Annotated in this window: 16 protein-coding genes; 7 read left to right on the top strand and 9 right to left on the bottom strand. The window is 67.1% G+C overall.

Features of this window, described 5'->3' with window-relative positions:
• Positions 1-7 precede the first annotated feature (7 nt).
• The 3 genes from CVUC_RS05125 to CVUC_RS05115 all read left to right on the top strand — a co-directional run bounded on the left by CVUC_RS05125 (position 8) and on the right by CVUC_RS05115 (position 4003).
• A complete protein-coding gene (locus tag CVUC_RS05125; RefSeq protein WP_164468177.1) occupies positions 8-973 on the top strand; it encodes an acetamidase/formamidase family protein in 966 nt (321 codons plus the stop codon).
• Positions 974-1230: 257 nt separating this feature from the next.
• The gene (locus CVUC_RS05120) at positions 1231-3183 is read left to right on the top strand and encodes a calcium-binding protein (RefSeq protein WP_096033910.1); all 1953 of its coding nucleotides are present in this window, start codon (positions 1231-1233) and stop codon (positions 3181-3183) included.
• 127 nt (positions 3184-3310) lie between these two features.
• On the top strand, positions 3311-4003 hold the full coding sequence (locus CVUC_RS05115; protein WP_096033909.1) for a YceI family protein: 693 nt from the start codon (positions 3311-3313) through the stop codon (positions 4001-4003).
• On the opposite strand, the gene CVUC_RS05110 is transcribed toward CVUC_RS05115, so the two are convergent.
• The 8 genes from CVUC_RS05110 to CVUC_RS05075 form a co-directional block, all read right to left on the bottom strand.
• Positions 4000-4692: a TetR/AcrR family transcriptional regulator gene (locus tag CVUC_RS05110; RefSeq protein WP_096033908.1), complete on the bottom strand. Its 693-nt coding sequence runs from the start codon at positions 4690-4692 to the stop codon at positions 4000-4002. The genes CVUC_RS05115 and CVUC_RS05110 overlap by 4 nt on opposite strands.
• Positions 4689-5891 carry a urate hydroxylase PuuD gene (locus CVUC_RS05105; protein ID WP_096033907.1) on the bottom strand — a complete coding sequence of 401 codons (1203 nt, stop codon included), beginning with the start codon at positions 5889-5891 and terminating at the stop codon, positions 4689-4691. Before CVUC_RS05105 ends, CVUC_RS05110 begins: the two co-directional genes overlap by 4 nt.
• Positions 5891-6415 carry a 2-oxo-4-hydroxy-4-carboxy-5-ureidoimidazoline decarboxylase gene (gene uraD / locus CVUC_RS05100; RefSeq protein WP_096033906.1) on the bottom strand — a complete coding sequence of 175 codons (525 nt, stop codon included), beginning with the start codon at positions 6413-6415 and terminating at the stop codon, positions 5891-5893. The genes CVUC_RS05105 and uraD overlap by 1 nt, the downstream gene beginning before the upstream one ends.
• A 151-nt stretch (positions 6416-6566) precedes the next feature.
• Positions 6567-7481: an allantoinase PuuE gene (puuE, locus tag CVUC_RS05095; protein WP_096033905.1), complete on the bottom strand. Its 915-nt coding sequence runs from the start codon at positions 7479-7481 to the stop codon at positions 6567-6569.
• Positions 7482-7611: 130 nt separating this feature from the next.
• Entirely contained in the window at positions 7612-8892 is a 1281-nt protein-coding gene (locus tag CVUC_RS05090; RefSeq protein ID WP_164468175.1) for a pyridoxal-phosphate-dependent aminotransferase family protein, read from the bottom strand.
• Between the two features lie 34 nt (positions 8893-8926).
• Positions 8927-10210: an allantoate amidohydrolase gene (locus CVUC_RS05085; RefSeq protein ID WP_096033904.1), complete on the bottom strand. Its 1284-nt coding sequence runs from the start codon at positions 10208-10210 to the stop codon at positions 8927-8929.
• Between the two features lie 173 nt (positions 10211-10383).
• On the bottom strand, positions 10384-10791 hold the full coding sequence (locus CVUC_RS05080) for a DUF2177 family protein (protein WP_012640534.1): 408 nt from the start codon (positions 10789-10791) through the stop codon (positions 10384-10386).
• On the bottom strand, positions 10788-11831 hold the full coding sequence (locus CVUC_RS05075) for an SAM-dependent methyltransferase (protein WP_096033903.1): 1044 nt from the start codon (positions 11829-11831) through the stop codon (positions 10788-10790). The genes CVUC_RS05080 and CVUC_RS05075 overlap by 4 nt, the downstream gene beginning before the upstream one ends.
• A gap of 120 nt (positions 11832-11951) precedes the next feature.
• Here CVUC_RS05075 and CVUC_RS05070 point away from each other — a divergent pair, with 120 nt between their 5' ends.
• Both CVUC_RS05070 and CVUC_RS05065 read left to right on the top strand, forming a co-directional pair.
• Positions 11952-13280 (top strand): NAD(P)/FAD-dependent oxidoreductase, encoded by a 1329-nt coding sequence (locus tag CVUC_RS05070; protein ID WP_164468173.1) that lies wholly within the window; start codon positions 11952-11954, stop codon positions 13278-13280.
• Positions 13277-14050, top strand: a complete 774-nt coding sequence (locus CVUC_RS05065; RefSeq protein ID WP_096033901.1) for a DUF1365 domain-containing protein — start codon at positions 13277-13279, stop codon at positions 14048-14050. Before CVUC_RS05070 ends, CVUC_RS05065 begins: the two co-directional genes overlap by 4 nt.
• A 7-nt stretch (positions 14051-14057) precedes the next feature.
• Here the strand turns inward: CVUC_RS05065 and trmFO are convergent, their stop codons facing one another.
• Positions 14058-15482 carry a methylenetetrahydrofolate--tRNA-(uracil(54)-C(5))-methyltransferase (FADH(2)-oxidizing) TrmFO gene (gene trmFO / locus CVUC_RS05060; RefSeq protein WP_096033900.1) on the bottom strand — a complete coding sequence of 475 codons (1425 nt, stop codon included), beginning with the start codon at positions 15480-15482 and terminating at the stop codon, positions 14058-14060.
• Positions 15483-15580: 98 nt separating this feature from the next.
• On the opposite strand from trmFO, the gene CVUC_RS05055 reads away from it, so the two are divergent.
• Together CVUC_RS05055 and CVUC_RS05050 are read left to right on the top strand one after the other, a co-directional pair.
• On the top strand, positions 15581-16519 hold the full coding sequence (locus CVUC_RS05055) for a hypothetical protein (protein ID WP_096033899.1): 939 nt from the start codon (positions 15581-15583) through the stop codon (positions 16517-16519).
• 151 nt (positions 16520-16670) lie between these two features.
• Positions 16671-17423, top strand: a complete 753-nt coding sequence (locus CVUC_RS05050) for a hypothetical protein (protein ID WP_012640532.1) — start codon at positions 16671-16673, stop codon at positions 17421-17423.
• The last annotated feature ends 1 nt before the right edge of the window (position 17424 follow it).

Raw genomic sequence — 17424 nt, 5'->3', positions numbered from 1 at the left:
AACTTACTTGATGGCGCATCACCGACTGACTTCCACCCCTGAGACCGTTCGCTTCGGCATGTTCGACGCGGGCTTCGATCCCGTGCTGACCGTGAACTCGGGCGACAGCGTCACGGTCGATTGCGTCTCGGGCGGTGTCGAGGTGATGCCGCCGGCCGGCTCGCCCTACGCCATACCTTCGGCGCTGCAGGCGATCCATGACAGCAACCCGCCGAGGATCGGACCGCATATTCTCACCGGCCCCATCGCCATCGCCGGCGCCGAGCCCGGCGACATTCTGGAGGTGCGGATCGAGGCGATCGAGCCCAATAACGACTGGGGCTATTGCGCCGTGCGTCCGCTGGCCGGGACCCTGCCCGAGGACTTCCCCGAGCGCTATGTCAGCCACATCGCCGTCGACGCCCAGCGCGGGGTCTGCAAGCCCGAATGGGGCCCCGAGCTGCCTCTCGCGCCGTTCTTCGGGACCATGGGCGTAGCCCCGCCGGCGAAGTATGGGCGTCTCTCCAGCCGCGAACCACGCGAGCACGGCGGCAATATGGACAACAAGGAGCTGGTCGCCGGCTCGACCCTCTATCTACCCGTCTGGGTCCCGGGGGCGAACTTCTCGGTCGGCGACGGCCATGGCCGGCAGGGCGACGGCGAGGTCTGCGTCAACGCCCTGGAGATGGGCCTGACCGGGACCTTCACCTTCGTGCTGCACAAGAAGGCCAATGGGGCTGCGGACATCGCGCCCTTCGCCTGGCCGCGCGCCGAGACGCCCACGCACTATGTCCTGATGGGCTTCCACGAGGACCTGGACCTGGCCATGAAGCAGGCCCTGCGCCAGACCATCGACTTCATCACCGCGCGGTCGAACCTGACCCGGGTGCAGGCCTATCAATTCTGCTCGCTGGCCGTGGATTTCCGCGTCACCCAGACCGTCAACGGCGAGAAGGGCGTCCATGCGCTGCTGAGTAAGGGGCTGCTGTTCTAGAGGCGCTCGATCTTTGCGTGTGGGACTGGATCGCGCCGAAATCATGGACTGGCCAGTCGCGGCTTTGAGCTGGGCGACGACGCGACCGCGCTGAAACCCTTATTTCACAGGCCTTTGCGTGCCAAAGCGAGACAGCCGGCCCGACACGCGTCACGATTTACCCTTAATATTCCCGCTTTGGCTGAAAGTCGTACGGCCCGCGACTTGCACTCGCTAGGTCACGCTGAAGTTGCAGTGTGATCTTGGGGGAGTGGGTGATGGATCTGAACGGTACGCAAGGCGCTGACACCTTGATCGGCGGCGCCGAGGATGACGTCATCTACGGCTTTGGGGGCAATGACACGCTGCGCGGCGGTGCGGGCGACGACGCCATCGCCGGTCACGAGGGCAATGACGTCCTGCAAGGCGGCGACGGCGACGACTACATGCTGGGCGGTCCCGGCAATGACACGCTGGACGGCGGCGCCGGCTCGGACTGGGCGGCCTATGAGGACGCCACGGCCGGCGTGAAGGTCGATCTCAACCTCAGCGGCGCCCAGAACACCGGCGGCGGCGGGACCGACCGGCTGACGAGCATCGAGAACCTCTACGGCTCGGCCTTCAACGATACGCTGATCGGCAATGCCGGCGACAACATGATCACCGGCGGCGCGGGCGCCGACAGCATCACCGGCGGCAAGGGCCACGACACCTTGTGGGGCTCGGCCGGAAACGACACGCTGGACGGTGGCGACGGCGATGACTGGCTGGTCGGCGGCGCGGGCGACGACGTGATCAAGGGTGGCGCGGGCGGCGACTGGTCCTCGTACGAAGACGCCACGGCCGGTGTGACGGTCGACCTGACCAAGACCACGGCGCAGGACACGATCGGCGCGGGCAAGGACACGCTGAGCGGGGTCGAAAACCTCTGGGGCAGCAAGTTCGCCGACGTGCTGACCGGCGACGCCGGCAGCAACTACATCTGGGGCGATGCGGGCGACGACAAGCTCTACGGCGGCGCGGGCGATGACTTCTTCGCCGGCGGCGCCGGGGTGAACGTCATCGACGGTGGCGAGGGCTTCGACACGATCGACTATGCGATGAGCGCGGTCGGGGTCGAGGTCGATCTGTCGCGCAATATCGCCACCAGCCGCTTTGGCGACACCTCCATCAGCGACACGCTGTCGTCGATCGAGCTGGTGACGGGTTCGATCTACGCCGACTTCATCATCGGCAACATGGCTGAGAACTATCTCTATGGCGATGCTGGCAATGACGTGCTGAGAGCCGAAGGCGGCGGGGACGTTCTCGAAGGCGGCGAGGGTGATGATTTCCTGATCGGGAGTTTGAGCGACATTCTGATCGGCGGTGGCGGTGATGATCAGCTGTCCGTCAGCGGTGGCTCGAACTATGTCGATGGCGGCGACGGCGTCGACGCATTGCAAACCTTCACCTATGCCGATGTAAAGGTCGATCTGCGGATCGTGATTGCTCAAGAGATCGCCCCAGGCTTCAAGGTTGAAGTCAGGGGGATCGAAAACCTGATCGGCGGCCACGGTAACGATGTGCTGATCGCTAATGCGGACGACAACCGCATCGAAGGGCTCACCGGCAACGACGTCATCGACGGTGGGGAGGGTTTCGACTTCGCGACCTACCGTAGCGCGCCAGGGGGCGTTTGGGTTGATCTCACCAAGGCTGGCGTCGCTCAGGACACGCGCAGCGCCGGGATTGATACGCTTATCAATATTGAAGGGCTCAGGGGGTCGGTCTACGCCGATGTCCTGATCGGGAACGCTGGCGCGAACGCCCTGGAAGGCGAGTACGATGATGACCTGCTGATTGGTGGCGGCGGGCGCGATCTGCTCACCGGCGGCGCAAGCGCTGACACCTTCAAGTTCGCGGTGGGCGACTCGGTCGCTCTCGACAACACGAGCGGCAACCTCGACGTGATCACCGACTTTGAGGCTATCGACCGCCTCGACTTCGGGGCTGGCTCCACGCCTGCGACCTATCGCGAAATGACGGCCTCGACCTTCGGCGAGGCGCAGGCGCTAGCGGTCTCCGGCGTCTCGTCGGGCGCCGCGATGAAGTACTACACCGCCGTACAGGTGGGCGCGGACGTCTATGTCTTCGTCGCCGGGACCACGGCCAACAGCGCGGGCATGGAGAACGTGGTCAAGCTGGCGGGCGTAGGCCTCGCCTCGATCGACGCCACGAACTTTATCTAGCGAGGGCTCCTGACAAGACCCCTTCCTGCAACCTCCAAATCGCCCCTACGTTGATGTCTTGTCGGCGTGGGGGCCGGCGGCCGCGCTGGGATGTCTGGCGCGGGGTAGGGTTCTTTGAGGGAACTTCATGAAACCGCTCCTGCCGATCGCGGCGCTGCTGGCGCTCGCCGCCTGCTCGCCGCAACCCGCTGAGAAGCCGGCTGAGGCGCCCGCTGCGCCGGCCGCCGCTGCGCTCAAGCCGCCCAAGGCCGATATCCCCGCCGGCGAATACACGCTGGACAAGACCCACGCCTCGTTGGTGTTCAAGGTCAGCCATCTGGGCTTTTCGAACTACACGGCCAGCTTCGCCGACTTCGACGCCAAGCTGCGGTTCGACCAGGCCAACGCCGCCGCCAGTGCGCTGGAGGCGACGATCGATCCCACGTCTTTGACGCTGCCCGCGCCGCCGCCCGGGTTCCAGAAGGACCTGACCGGCCCGCAGTGGCTGAACGCCGGCGCCTATCCGGCCATCACCTTCAAGTCGACCAAGGTCGAGACCACGGGCCCGGACACCGGCAAGGTCAAGGGCGATCTCACCCTGCACGGCGTCACCAAGCCGGTGACGCTGGAGGTCACCTATAACGGCGGCTATGCCGGCCATCCGATGGACCCGAACGCGCGGATCGGCTTCTCGGCCAAGGGCGCTTTCAAGCGGTCGGACTTCGGGATCGCCTACGGTCTTCCGGCGCCGGGCACGACCATGGGCGTCGGCGACGAGGTGCAGGTCGAGATCGAGGCTGAGTTCAGCGGTCCGCCGCTGAAGGCCCCCGCCGCCAACTAGCGCTTGGGCGCGCCGCGCGTCAGATAGCCTTCCAGCAGCGCCAGGGCGTGGTCCAGCCGCGCCCGGCGCCATTCGGGGGCGCTCATGTCGGTGTTCAGCGTCGCCGACAGCGAATAGCCGTTGGCCAGGTGGAAGCGGCTCATGGCCGCGATGGTCACATAGATCTGCACCGGGTCGAGGTCGGGCCCGAAAATCCCCTGACGCTGGCCGCTCTCGATCAGCCCCTCGATCGTGCGGCGCAGCGGGAAGGCCGTCTCGGTGACCACCCGCGACTGGGCGGCGAACTTGCCGTGCTGCAGGTTTTCGTTGCGCAGCAGGCCCTCAAAGCGCGGGTTCTTCTCGAAATAGTCGAAGGTGAAGCGCTGCAGCTCGAGGAACCCGTCCAGCGGCTTTTCAAAGTCGATCTTCAGCTCGGCCTCGCGGGCCCGCAGGTCCATATAGGCGCTTTCGAGGACGGCCATGTACAGGCCCTTCTTGTCCCCGAAGTAGTGGTACAGCATCCGGATGTTGCACTTGGCGGCCTTGACGATCTTCTCGATCCGGGCCCCGGCGAAGCCGGCTTGGGCGAACTCCTTGAGGGCCGCGGCGAGGATCGCCTTGCGGGTGCGCTCGGCGTTGCGCTTGCGCGGCGCGCCGTCTGCGGACCCGAGGGCGGCGTCGGCTTGCGCGTCCAGGACGGCGTCGGTCACGGGATGTTGGCTCCCTGTTTGATCCAGGCGCCCAGCTGGGCGCGCTCCTCATCGGTCATGCCGGTCTCGTTGCCAAGGGGCATGCTGGTCGAGAGGACCGCGCGTTCGTTGATTTTTGGTGCGTAGGTCCGGATCTGCTCAGGCGTGTCGAAGGTCGCGCCCAAGGGCGGGGCGGAGAAGCTGGCGTGGGTGGGCGTCGCGGCGTGGCAGGCCACGCAGTGCTTCTGGATGATTCCCTGCGCGGTGGCGAAGGACACCTCGCCGCTGATCTCGACCTTGTCCTTGGGCTTCATCGAAGCGATGGCCGTGGCGCCGAAGATCAGCATGGCGCCGTAGAACAGGAACTCGTGCCGGATCTTTCCGAAGTGGCGCTGGATGAAGAAGTAGCGGATGGCGATCGCGCCGGCGCTGATCATGGCCAGCAGGAGCCAGGCCTTGGGATGCCCCGAGACGGCCGGATAGTGGTTGCTGATCATGATGAAGATGACCGGCAGGGTCATGTGGGTGTTGTGCACCGAGCGCTGCTTGCCCATCGCCCCTAGGCGCGGGTCCACCGGCTGACCGGCCAGCATGGCGGCGACGATCTTGCGCTGGTTGGGGATGATGACCAGGAACACGTTGCCGACCATGCAGGTGCCGATGATCGCGCCCACATGGATGAAGGCGCCGCGATCGGAGAACAGCTGCGTCAACGCCCAGGTCGCCGCCGTCAGGATCGCGAACCACACCACGCCGAACAGCCTGCCGTTCTGGCCCAGCGGTGAGCGACACAGGACCTCGTACGTCAGCAGGCCACCGAAGATGAAGGCTAGGCCCACGCCGACCGCCTGGGCTTGGCTGAAGGCGTGCTTGACCGGGTCGATCAGATAGACGCCCGCCTGCCAGTAGTAGAGCACGATCAGCAGCGCAAAGCCCGACAGCCAGGTGGTGTAGGCCTCCCATTTGAACCAGTGCAGGTGTTCGGGCATGTGCGCCGGCGCGTTCAGGTACTTCTGCGAATGGTAGAAGCCGCCGCCGTGCACGGCCCACAGCTCGCCCTTCACGCCGTCCTTGGGCGGGCCATTTTCAGTGGGTTTGGGATCGCGAAGATTGTTGTCCAGCCAGACGAAATAGAACGACGCGCCGATCCAGGCCACGCCCGCCACCACGTGCAGCCAGCGCAGCGCCATGCCGATCCAACCGGCGAAATCGTAGTCCATCAGTGGGTCACCGCGTCGAGCAGGCGAAGCTTGGAGATCAGGCCGATCTGGGTGATGGCCTGCGCGATCTCGCTCGCCTCGTCATGGGAAAGGCGCGCGGCCATGGCCGTCAGGATCGAGGCCTTGTCGTTCAGGCGCACGCAGATGATGAAGGGAAAGCCAAAGCGCGTGTTGTAGGCGGCGTTCAGCGTATGGAAGCGCGCGAACTCGTCGGGCGTCAGCTTGTCGAGCCCCGCGCTGGCCTGTTCAGCGTTGCTCTCGGCGGTCAGTTGCTTGGCGATCGCAGCCTTGCCGGCCAGTTCCGGGTGAGCGCGGATGAGCGCCAGCTTGTCGGCGGTGCTCGCCGCGTCGAGCACGGCCATCATCGCCGCGTGCATCGCCTCGACGGACGCGAAGGGGCGGGCGTCCCAGGCGCGCTCGACCACCCAGGGCGAGAGCTCGAAGGCGAAGTGCAGGGCGGTGGTGAAGCCGGTCTGGTTCATGCTGTTGAGGAGCTTCAACGAGAGGGGAGGCGCTGAACTCATGCGTTCACCTCTTCAAACCCCGTCATCCCGCGACTTGTTCGCGGGACCCATCTGTCCGACGCAGGTGGGGTGATGATCTCGCTCTCACGCGAAAGTTGAACCATGGGTCCCGCGAACAAGTCGCGGGATGACGGGCTTTGGGGACTGGGGATCACTGGCCGCTCCCCCCATACGGATGCGTCGCGATCCAGTGCCGCGCGATGTCGATGCGCCTGGCCACCCAGACCTTGTCGTGGCTGACCACATGCTCCAGGAACCGCCGCAGCGCCCCGATCCGCCCAGGCTTGCCGACCACGCGGCAGTGCAGGCCCACGCTCATCATCTTCGGCGCGGTCTCGCCCTCCAGATAGAGGGCGTCGAAGGCGTCGCGCAGATAGGTGAAGAACTGCTCGCCGGTGTTGAACCCCTGGGCGGCCGTGAAGCGCATGTCGTTGGCTTCCAGGGTGTAGGGCGTGATCAGCTGAGCCCGGCCGTGCTGGTCGTCCCAGTAGGGCAGGTCGTCGGCATAGCTGTCGGCGTCGTAGAGAAAGCCGCCTTCTTCGGCGATGAGCCGCGCGGTGTTGGGGCTCGTGCGGCCCTGGTACCAGCCCAGAGGGCGCTCGCCGGTCAGGCGTTTCTGAATCTCGATGGCCTGCTGGATGTGCTCCAGCTCCTGGTCGGGCGAGACGTGCTGATAGTCGATCCAGCGATAGCCGTGGCTGGCGATCTCCCAGCCCGATTGCATCATCGCCTCGACGGCGTCGGGATGGCGCTCCATGGCCTGGGCGACCCCGAACACGGTCAGCGGCAGGTCGAACTCGTCGAACAGCCGACGGATGCGCCAGAAGCCGGCGCGCGAGCCGTATTCGTACAGGCTCTCCATCGACATGTTGCGCATGCCCTGGATCGGCTGGGCGCCGACCATCTCCGACAGGAAGAACTCGGAGACCGGATCGCCATGCAGGATCGAGCGCTCGGCGCCTTCCTCGTAGTTCAGGACGAACTGCACGGCCACGCGGGCGCCGTTCGGCCACCGCGCGTGCGGCGGATGCTCGCCGTAGCCGATGAGGTCGCGGGGGTAGGTCATCAAATCCTCCCCCCAGCGGGGGAGGTGGCGCGAAGCGCCGGAGGGGGAAGGGGAAGGGGCAGCAGAACTTCCCCCTCCGTCGGCTGCGCCGACACCTCCCCCGCTGGGGGGAGGATTTTGAACGACGCCCTCATCCGTACACCTTCGCCGCCGCATCCACCCCCGCGCCGGCCGGAGCGCTGAAGCCCTCCCAGCGCAGCACCGCCTCGAAGGCCGCGAGCGTCTGCAGCACCGCGTGCTTGCGGGCGTTCACGCCCATGGTCCCGATGCGCCAGATCTTGCCGGTCAGCGGCCCGAAGGCCGAGCCGATCTCGATCTCGAAGTCGGTGCGCATCCGCGCCTTGACCCGGTCGTAGTCGACGCCGTCCGGGACCCAGATGCCGGTGACGTTGGTCATCTTGTGAGCCTTGTCGCCATAGATGGAGAGGCCCATCGCTTCGAGCCCGGCGGTCATGGCCGCGCCGGCCTTGGCGTGGCGGTCGAAGCGCGCCGGCAGGCCTTCCTCCAGCACCAGCCGCGCGCATTCGCGAGCGGCGAACAGCATCGGCGCGCACTCGGTGTGGTGGTTCAGGCGCTTTTCGGACCAGTAGTCCATGATCATCGCCAGATCGAAGTAGTTGGAGGCGATGCGCCGGCCGGCGCCCGCCGCGCCGCCGGTTCCGGCCAGACCCTTCTCGACGTGACGACGCGAGAAGATGTGCTCGGCGGCCTGGTCGCTGATCGTGATCGGGGCCGAGCCGGAGGGACCGCCCAGGCACTTCTGCAGGCCGGCGGTGACAATGTCGGCGCCCCAGGCGTCGACGGGAACGTCCATGCCCGACAGGGTGGCGGTGGCGTCGACATACATCAGCGCCCCGTGCGCGCGGCAGATCGCGCCGATCTCGGCCAGCGGCTGGGCCATAGTGGTCGAGGTGTCGCCGTGGACGCAGGCCACCAGACGCGGCTTCACGCGCTTCACCGCGTCCTCGACCGCCTGCGGATCGACCACGGTTCCCCAGGGGGCCTCGACGAAGGTGACCTTGGCGTCGCAGCGCTCGGCGATCTCGGCCAGCAGCAGGCCAAAGCGCCCGGCATTGACCACCACGACGTCGTCGCCGGGCTGAAGGGTCGAGACCAGCGCCGCCTCGATGCCGGCGCGGGAGGTGCCGTCGATCGTGAAGGTCCAGCGGTTCTGTGTCTGGAAGACGCCGCGATACAGCGCCATCACCTCGTTCATGTAACCGGTGAACTCTGGGTCGAACTGGCCCAAGAGCTGCACCGACATCGCCCGCAGCACGCGTGGGTGCACGTTGATCGGGCCAGGCCCCATCAGCAGGCGGGCGGGGTGGTCGAGTTCGTTGAAGGTGTCGGTCATGGCATGGTCTTGGCGGTGGTCACTGTGCGTCCTTCGAGGCTCGCCTGCGGCGCGCACCTCAGGATGAGGAAGGTGGGGCGAACAGAAGCCCTCATCCTGAGGCGCCGCGTAGCGGCCTCGAAGGACGCAAGGGATTGGCGGCCAGCTTCTCCACGAACCCCAGCATCGCCTTGGCCGCCAGGGCGCAGTCGGCCTCGGTGACGGCTTCGGCCGGGTTGTGGCTGATCCCGCCTTCGCAGCGGATGAACAGCATGGCGGTGGGGCAAAGCGCGGCCATCACCATGGCGTCGTGACCGGCGCCCGAGGGCAGGCGGCGGGCGGGCAGGCCAAGATCGGCGAGGCTCTCGTCCAGCAAGCCCATCAGCGACGGATCGCAGGGGCTCTCGGCCAAGGCCTGCATCAGGGTGACGGTGGCGGAGAGGTCTCGCGCGGCGGCGATGGCGTGGATCTCAGCGGTGATCGCCTCGACGGCGGCGTCGCGGGTGGCCGAGGTCTCGGCGCGGATATCCATCGAGAACTCAATCGCGCCGGGGATGACGTTGAAGGCGCCGGGCAGGGCGGTCATGCGTCCCACCGTGCCGACCAGACCGTCGGTTCCGGCGCGGCAGATCCGCTCCAGGGCCAGGATGGCCTCGGCGGCGGCGGGGCCGGGGTCCTTGCGCAAGGCCATCGGCGTCGTGCCGGCATGGCCGGCCATGCCCGTGATCCGCACCATCAAGCGCTTCTGGGCGGCGATGGCGGTGACGACGCCCAGGGCCAGGCCTTCGGCCTCCAGCACCGGGCCTTGCTCGATATGGGCTTCCAGGAAGGCGAGCACCTCCTCGGGACGGCGAGCGGCCGAAGCGATGTTGGCCGGATCGCCGCCGAACGCGGTCAAGGCTTCAGCGACTGTGATCCCTTCGGCGTCCTTCATCTCCAGGGCGGTGGCGTCCAGGGTTCCGGCGATCGCGCGGCTGCAGCTCATCGAGGCGGGGAAGCGCGAGCCTTCCTCGTCGCCGAACGCCACGACCTCGATCGCGAAGTGCAGGCGGCGGCCGGCGCGATGCAGCGCCTCGACCACGTCGATCCCCAGCATGATCCCCAGCGGCCCGTCATAGCGGCCGCCGTTGCGGACGCTGTCGATGTGCGAGCCGATGATCAGGGCGGGCGCGTCGGGCGTCTCACCCTCGTAGCGGCCGATCAGGTTGGCGGCGGCGTCTCGGCGCACGCGCATGCCGGCTTCAGCCATCCATCCCGCGAGGGCGTCCAGCGCAGCGCCGTGGGCGGCCGTCAGGAAGCGGCGGGTCAGTTGGCCGTCGATCTCACTGTAAGGCGGCGACCCCAGGGCGTCGCAACGCGCCTTGGCCCTCACCCCGATGTCGACACCGTCCGCCACGTTCGCTCCGCGCCCTTGATCGCATCACCCTAGCAGGCGGAGCGACCAAGTCCCCTTTTGCGAGCCGCCAGGGTCGACAACCGACTCAGGCGCCCGCGCAAGCGCCACACCGCGAAGCGGGCGCCTGCTCATAAGTCATAAATCACTTACTTATGAAAGGGGAGGGGCGGTGGTCAGCGCGCCGCGAACCAGCGCGCGGCGGCGAAGCCGGCGGAGGCCGAGACCGTGGTGATGAACGTGCCCCAGGCCATGTCGACCACGGTGATCGTCGTCGACCAGGTCTTCAGCGTCGCCTGGTTGGTCAGGTCATAGGTGGCATAGGCGACGAGACCGAAGACGGCGGCGTGGACCAGCAGGCGCTTCCAACCGCCCTCGCGCAGCGCCGGCAGGACCGCCAGAACGACGATGCCGGTCACGTACAGAAGATAGAAGATCACCGCTGGTGGCATCGACGGCTTTTCAGCCAGCAACTCGCCGATGCGAGGCTGGTAGAGCCGGTTGACCATCTGGGTCAGCCAGATGATGTCGAGGACCAGCATCGCCAGGGCGGTCCCGACATAGGCGACGGCGAACTGGATCATTGGGCTGTCTCCGCCTGGACCGGGCGCATCCGATAGTGGCTGACGCCCCATTCCTCACCGCCGCGATGGCCGAACAGGCCGGCGGTGGCCAGGAAGAACAGGCGCCAGCGACGGCGCCAGACGGTGGCGTGCTTGCCATAGACCTCGGCCAGGATCGGATCGATGGTGGCGCGGCGGGCGTCGAAGTTTTCCAGCCACTGGCGGGCGGTGCGGGCGTAGTGCTCGCCGCTCCAGCGCCAGTCCTGTTCGACGGCGAAGAGGTCGGGGAACTGCTGGGGCAGGTCGTGGCTGGGCATCACGCCGCCGCTGAAGAAGTACTGGGCGATCCAGTCGGCCGGATCGTCGACCTCGAAGCGGTAGGGCGTGTTCTTGTGCGTGAACACGTGCAGGAACAGCAGGCCGTCCGGCTCCAGCCAGTCGCGCACGCGGGTCAGCAGGGCGCGCCAGTTGGACATGTGCTCGAACATCTCGACCGACACCACACGATCGAAGCGCTGATCGGTCTGGAAGTCGTTCATATCGGCGGTGATGACCTTCAGGTTGGTCAGGCCCATCTGCGCCGCGCGCGCTTCGATAAAGGCGCGCTGCGAGGCCGAGTTCGACACCGAGGTGATGGTCGAGTTGGGGCATCGCGAGGCCATCCACAGGGACAGCGAACCCCAGCCGCAACCCAGCTCCAGGACCGATTGTCCATCGCGCAGGTCCGCGTGTTCGGCGGTCTCGCGCAGGGCCGCAGCCTCACCCTCGGCCAACGTAACGGCGCCGGGCGGATAGAGGCCGCTGGAGTACTTCAGGTTCGGGCCCAGGACCGCCTCGAAGAACGGCGCGGGCAGTTCATAGTGCTGCTCGTTGGCGTTCGCCGTATGGGTCGCGATCGGTCGCGTCTCCATCTCCTTGGCGAAGGCCAGGGTCGCGTTGGCCGGCGCCTGCTGCAGGCGGCGACGGGCGTCGCCCACCAGGAAGTCGATGGCGGCGCGCGACACGAGGTCGGGCATGGGCGCGTCCTCGAAGGCGTGGATCGCGGTCTTCACCAGGCTCATGGGTCGTCCTCCGAGATGGTTCGGGAAGGTTACGCGCCGGCAAGCCGTTCGGATGCGTCCGTTCGTCACGATGATGCGTAACTCTTGGCAAGCGTCGCCCTGGCGCTTTGGGAGAGAGTCTTGGCCAACGTTGTTCCTCGCCAATCCATCGCCGTGATCGGCGCTGGCGTCTCAGGTCTTTCCGCGGCTTGGCTCCTGTCCCACCGGCACGACGTGACGCTGTACGAGGCGGACGACCGACTGGGCGGGCACGCCAACACCATCATCGCCGAGGGCGTGGCCGTCGACACCGGCTTCATCGTCTACAACGAGCCGAACTATCCCAACCTCACGGCCCTGTTCCGACATATCGGCGTCGAGACGACCGAGACCGACATGTCGTTCGGCGTCTCGCTGGACGGCGGCGCGCTGGAGTATTCCAGCACCAAGCTGCTGGCCCAAAAGCGCAACGTCGCCAACCCGCGCTTCATCAAGATGCTGCTGGACGTGGTGCGCTTCTATCGTGAGGGCCGCAACATCCCGGCGGACCTGGAGCAGGGCGGCCTCTGCCGGCTCGACGACTATCTGCGTCGCCAGGGTTTCGGGCGCGCGTTTCAGGAAGACCACCTGCTGCCGCAGGCCGCCGCGATCTGGTCGGCTTCGATGCGGGATATCCGCGAGTTTCCGGCGGCGGCGCTGCTGCGGTTCTTCGACAACCACGGCCTGATGCTGCCGATCGACAAGCGTCCGATATGGCGCACCGTTGTCGGCGGCTCGGCGCGCTACGTCGAAAAGTTGGCCGCCGGCGTGTCGGGGCCGATCCTGACCGGGCGGCCCGTCAAGGCGATCCATCGCGGTCCCGACGGCGTAAAGATCGAGGATGCGACCGGCGAGACCCGCGCGTTCGATCATGTGGTGATCGGCGCCCACGCCGACCAGGCTCTGTCGATGCTGGCCGCGCCGAGCGCCGAGGAACGCGAGCTCTTGGGAGCTTTCCGCTACAGCCGTAACCGCGCGGTGCTGCACAGCGACCCGGCCCTGATGCCGCGTCGCCGGGGCGCATGGGCCAGCTGGAACCACGTCGGTCGTCGCGGCGAGGACGGCGAGGGCGGCGTCACCTACTGGATGAACATTCTCCAGCCTCTGGGTGTCGAGCGGCCCTACTTCCTGTCGCTGAACCCGATGCAGGATCCCGCGGGCCTGATGCACGATCAGGTCTATGAGCACCCGCTGTTCGATGGCCCGGCCATGCTGGCCCAGCGCCGGCTGTGGTCGCTGCAGGGGCGTCGGCGCACCTGGTTCTGCGGGGCCTATTTCGGATCGGGCTTCCACGAGGATGGCCTGCAGGCGGGTCTTGCGGTCGCTGAACAACTGGGCGGTGTGCGTCGTCCCTGGCTGGTGCCCAACCCGTCGGGCCGCATCGTCCTGGACGTGGCCGATCAGGCCGCTGACCGCGAGTTGGTTGCGTGACCTCCCGCTCGGCGCTCTATGCGGGCCACGTCGTCCACGACCGGACCCGCCCCAAGCGCCATCACCTGCGCTATGGCGTCTTCATGCTGTTGCTCGACCTCGACGAGGTCGAGGCGCTGAGCGCGCGGCTTCGCCTGTTCTCGCGCAAGGCCTGGAACCTGATCGGCTTTCACGATCGCGATCACCTCGACGATCCCAAGGCGTCGCTGAAGGACGAGATTCTGGCCAAGCTGGCGGCCCATGGCCTGGCCGAAAGGGTTGCGTCCATCCGCGTGCTGACCATGCCGCGCATCCTGGGCAAGGGGTTCAATCCGCTCACCGTCTTCTTCTGCCACGATGCGCAGGATCGTCTGGTGGCCACCGTCCATGCGGTGCGCAACACCTTCGGCCAGCGCCACGACTATGTGATGCCCGCGCGCCTGGGCCTCGACGGCTGGGTGGAGCAGGAGGCGGGCAAGGCGTTCTATGTCTCGCCCTTCCTGCCGATGAACCTGCGCTATGACTTCGAGACCAGGCCGCCGGCCGAAGCGGTCAGCGTGGGCGTAGACGTGCTGGACGAGGCTGGCGTCATCCTGTCCGCCACCTTCGCCGGCGAACGCCGAAGCCTTACGGACGGCGCCATCCTCAAGGCCTTGCTGGGCCACCCCTGGCAAGTCGCCGGCATCCTGGTGGCGATCCACTGGGAAGCCATCAAGATCGTCCTCAAGGGCTTCCGCTACTATCCGCAGGACAAGGCCACGCGCGGCCTGCGCCGCCCGGCTGAATCCTGAACGCCCCTCAGGCCATCCAGGCGTCCAGATCCTTCAGCGCGCGCAGGCTCATCAGCCGCTTCTTGGCGCGGCCGCGTTCCTTCAGCGGGATCTTCTTGCCATCTTCGTCGACCTTCGGCGCTTCGAGCGGCGGCAGCAGGCCATAGTTGATGTTCATCGGCTGGAAGCTGCCAGGACCGTTGCCGGCCTCCAGATGGCCGCCGGTGATGTGCTCGACGAGAGCCCCCAGGGCGGTGGTCGGCGGCGGGGCGTCGATCGGCGCGCCCTTGCGGTCGGCGGCGGCGAAGCGGCCAGTCAGAAGGCCCATGGCCGCGCTCTCGACATAGCCTTCGACGCCGGTGACCTGGCCCGCGAACCGCAGGCGCGGCATGGCTTTCATCCGCAGCGACTTGTCCAGTAGCTTGGGCGAGTTGATGAAGGTGTTGCGGTGCAGGCCGCCCAGGCGGGCGAACTGGGCGTCTTCCAGGCCCGGAATCATCCGGAAGGTCTCGGCCTGGACGCCGTGTTTCAGCTTTGTCTGGAAGCCGACCATGTTCCACAGCGTGCCCAGGGCGTTGTCCTGGCGCAGCTGGACGATGGCGTAGGCCTTGACCAGCGGATCGCGCGGATTGGTCAGGCCCACAGGCTTCATCGGACCGTGACGCAGGGTCTCGCGGCCGCGCTCGGCCATCACCTCGATCGGCAGGCAGCCGTCGAAATAGGGGACGTTCTCCCACTCCTTGAACTCGGACTTGGGGCCGGCCAGCAGGGCGTCGATGAAGGCCTCGTACTGCTCCTTGTTCATCGGGCAGTTGATGTAGGCGGCCGCATCGCCGCCAGGACCTTCCTTGTCGTAGCGCGACTGGCGCCAGGCGATGTCCATGTTGATGGACTCAAAATGGATGATCGGCGCGATGGCGTCGAAGAAGCTGAGCTGGCCTTCGCCGGTCAGGTCCAGGACCGCCTGGGCGAGCGCCGGCGAGGTGAGGGGACCGGTGGCGACGATGACGTTGTCCCACCCATTCTTTCCATCAGGGGCAGGCGGCAGGCCCGCGATCTCCTCGCGGACGATGGTGACCAGCGGATGCTGCGACAGGCGCTTGGTGACCTCGGCGGAGAAGCCGTCGCGGTCGACAGCCAGGGCGCCCCCGGCCGGCACCTGGTGCTGGTCGGCGCAGGCCATGATCAGGCTGCCTAGCTTGCGCATCTCGGCGTGCAGCAGGCCCACGGCGTTGAACTGCCAGTCGTCCGAGCGGAACGAGTTGGAGCACACCATCTCGGCCAGGCCGTCGGTCTGGTGCGCGTCGGTGATGACTTTGCCGCTGGCGTCGTCCTTGCGCATCTCGTGCAGGATGACGGGCACGCCGCTCTGGGCGATCTGCCAGGCGGCTTCGGAACCGGCGAGGCCCCCGCCAATGACGTGGACAGGCTGATAGGTCGAGTTCGTGGTCATGGCGCGCCCTATACCCCCGGCTGTCGTTTGGCGAAACCTCGTGTAGGCTCATGATCCTGGGCCGGGCCCTGCGCGCCTGGCGAGCATGGGGAGGGGACATGGCGAGGTTTTCCGTGACCGAGGCGGCGACAGCCGGCTTCGGCGTCATTGGTCGCAAGCCTTTGGCGGTGGTGGGCTGGGCGCTGGCCCTGGCCGTGGGGATGGTCATCCCGGCGATCCTGACCTTTCTGGCGCTGGGGCCGCAGTTTCAGCAGTTTGTGCAACTGGCTATGACCCAGAAGGAGGGCGCGCCTGACCCCGAGGTCATGCGCCAGATGATGCAGGCGCAGTCGGGTATGACGGCGGCCAATCTCTTGTTCTGGCTGTGGTCCACCTTCGTGCAGGCGGTGTTCTGCGCGGCGGTTTTCCGCGCGGTTCTCACTCCAGCCCAGTCGTCGTGGGCCTATTTGCGTTTGGGCGCGCGCGAGATGTGGCTGACGCTCCTCTTCTTGGTCGAGCAAGTCCTCCTGATGATCGTCGGGCTCGTGGTGGCCATGGTGATCGGGGTCCTCGCGGCGGTGGCGGGCTTCAGCGGCGGCGAGAACGGCATGATGGCGGCGGTGGGCACGGCCCTGGGAGGCGCGGCGATCGCCGTCATTGTCCTGGTCTGGCTGGCGCTGCGCCTGTCGATGGCCGCGCCGATGACCTTCGTCGACAACCAGTTCCGGCTCTTTGAGTCCTGGAGCCTGACCAAGGGTCAGGGCTGGCGGCTTCTGGGCATGGCCTTGCTGCTCATCGTCTTCATCATCGGCGTGGAGATCCTCGTGACGACTGTGATGCTGGGGACGATCTTCGCCGCCGGCGGGTCGATCGTGGCCTTGCACGGCGGGGGCGGCTTCGAGGCGTTCATGGCGCGGCCGCCTCTGACCATCCTGCGGGAGGTGTGGCCCTGGCTGGCGGTGATCGGCGCCTTGGCCACGCTGTTCAGCGCGGTGGTGCACACGATCTTCTTCGCGCCTTGGGCGGCGGCGCATCGCGCGCTCACCTCGGAGACCTGACGCCGCCGTGGCGCGAGCGTTACGGTTGCTCGAAATCCAGCGTTCGCCGCGCGGCGCCATCGCCAGACGCGCGGCGAGACCCTAGATTGTCAGGGATAGCGGCGACTCGTCCCCGGTCGGGATGAGCGCCGCGCCTGAGGGACATGACGGGATGACGGAAGGATCGGCGGGAGTCAGCGCGACCCTGCGTACGGGCCTTTCCGACGTGGGTGGCGCGGTTCGCGACTGCTGGGGCGCGCTCGCGCTGGCGGCGATGCTCAGCGTCGCCGCCAGTTCACTGCCGTCCGGCGCGCGCTTCGTGATCGCTCTGGTCGCTGGGATCGTCGCCCAAGGGGCGCTGTTCCGTCGCGCGTTCGGCCGCGCGGCCGGCTTCAAGGGGCTGCGTTGGGGGCGGGACGAGTGGCGACTTCTGGCCGCCCAGTTGATGATCCTTGGTCTGTTCGCCCTGATCGGCTCGATCCTTCTGGTGATCGTCGGGGGCGTGGCGCTGGGCGTGGCGCGAACCGCCGCGCCGAATTTCGATCCGTCGACCACCGAGGCTTGGCGCGCGGCGTTCGCCCAGGCCGGGCCGGCTGGTCTGATTGTGGCGATCGTGCCGCTGGCGAGCCTGTTCATCCTGATCTGGCTGGGGCTGCGCCTGTCTCTGTCGGCGCCCGCCACGGTCGATCAGGCCGGGGTGCGCGTGCTGAGCGCCTTCTCGCTCACGCGGGGCCGGACGCATATCCTCCTGGTGATCGGCCTTGCGATCTCGATCCCGGTGATCGTGCTGAGCGCCTTGTTGAGTGTCGCGCCCGGCCAAGGTCCGGTCGTGGCCGCCGTGATGGCGGCCTGCACCTATTTCTACGCGATGCCCGCCTGGACCGGCGCGCTCGCCCATTTTTACCGCCACAGCGCGGCACAGTAGG

The sequence above is a fragment of the Caulobacter vibrioides genome (assembly GCF_002858865.1).
GTDB lineage: Bacteria > Pseudomonadota > Alphaproteobacteria > Caulobacterales > Caulobacteraceae > Caulobacter > Caulobacter vibrioides.
This window is presented reverse-complemented; position numbering and strand designations above follow the sequence as displayed.

Bases quoted from the DNA above. Each gene is read 5' to 3' on its own strand.
- CVUC_RS05120 (WP_096033910.1), top strand. From the start codon at position 1,231: ATGGATCTGAACGGTACGCAAGGCGCTGACACCTTGATCGGCGGCGCC.
- CVUC_RS05115 (WP_096033909.1), top strand. From the start codon at position 3,311: ATGAAACCGCTCCTGCCGATCGCGGCGCTGCTGGCGCTCGCCGCCTGC.
- CVUC_RS05105 (WP_096033907.1), bottom strand. From the start codon at position 5,891: ATGGACTACGATTTCGCCGGTTGGATCGGCATGGCGCTGCGCTGGCTG.
- uraD (WP_096033906.1), bottom strand. From the start codon at position 6,415: ATGAGTTCAGCGCCTCCCCTCTCGTTGAAGCTCCTCAACAGCATGAAC.
- puuE (WP_096033905.1), bottom strand. From the start codon at position 7,481: ATGACCTACCCCCGCGACCTCATCGGCTACGGCGAGCATCCGCCGCAC.
- CVUC_RS05080 (WP_012640534.1), bottom strand. From the start codon at position 10,791: ATGATCCAGTTCGCCGTCGCCTATGTCGGGACCGCCCTGGCGATGCTG.
- CVUC_RS05075 (WP_096033903.1), bottom strand. From the start codon at position 11,831: ATGAGCCTGGTGAAGACCGCGATCCACGCCTTCGAGGACGCGCCCATG.
- trmFO (WP_096033900.1), bottom strand. From the start codon at position 15,482: ATGACCACGAACTCGACCTATCAGCCTGTCCACGTCATTGGCGGGGGC.
- CVUC_RS05055 (WP_096033899.1), top strand. From the start codon at position 15,581: ATGGCGAGGTTTTCCGTGACCGAGGCGGCGACAGCCGGCTTCGGCGTC.
- CVUC_RS05050 (WP_012640532.1), top strand. From the start codon at position 16,671: ATGACGGAAGGATCGGCGGGAGTCAGCGCGACCCTGCGTACGGGCCTT.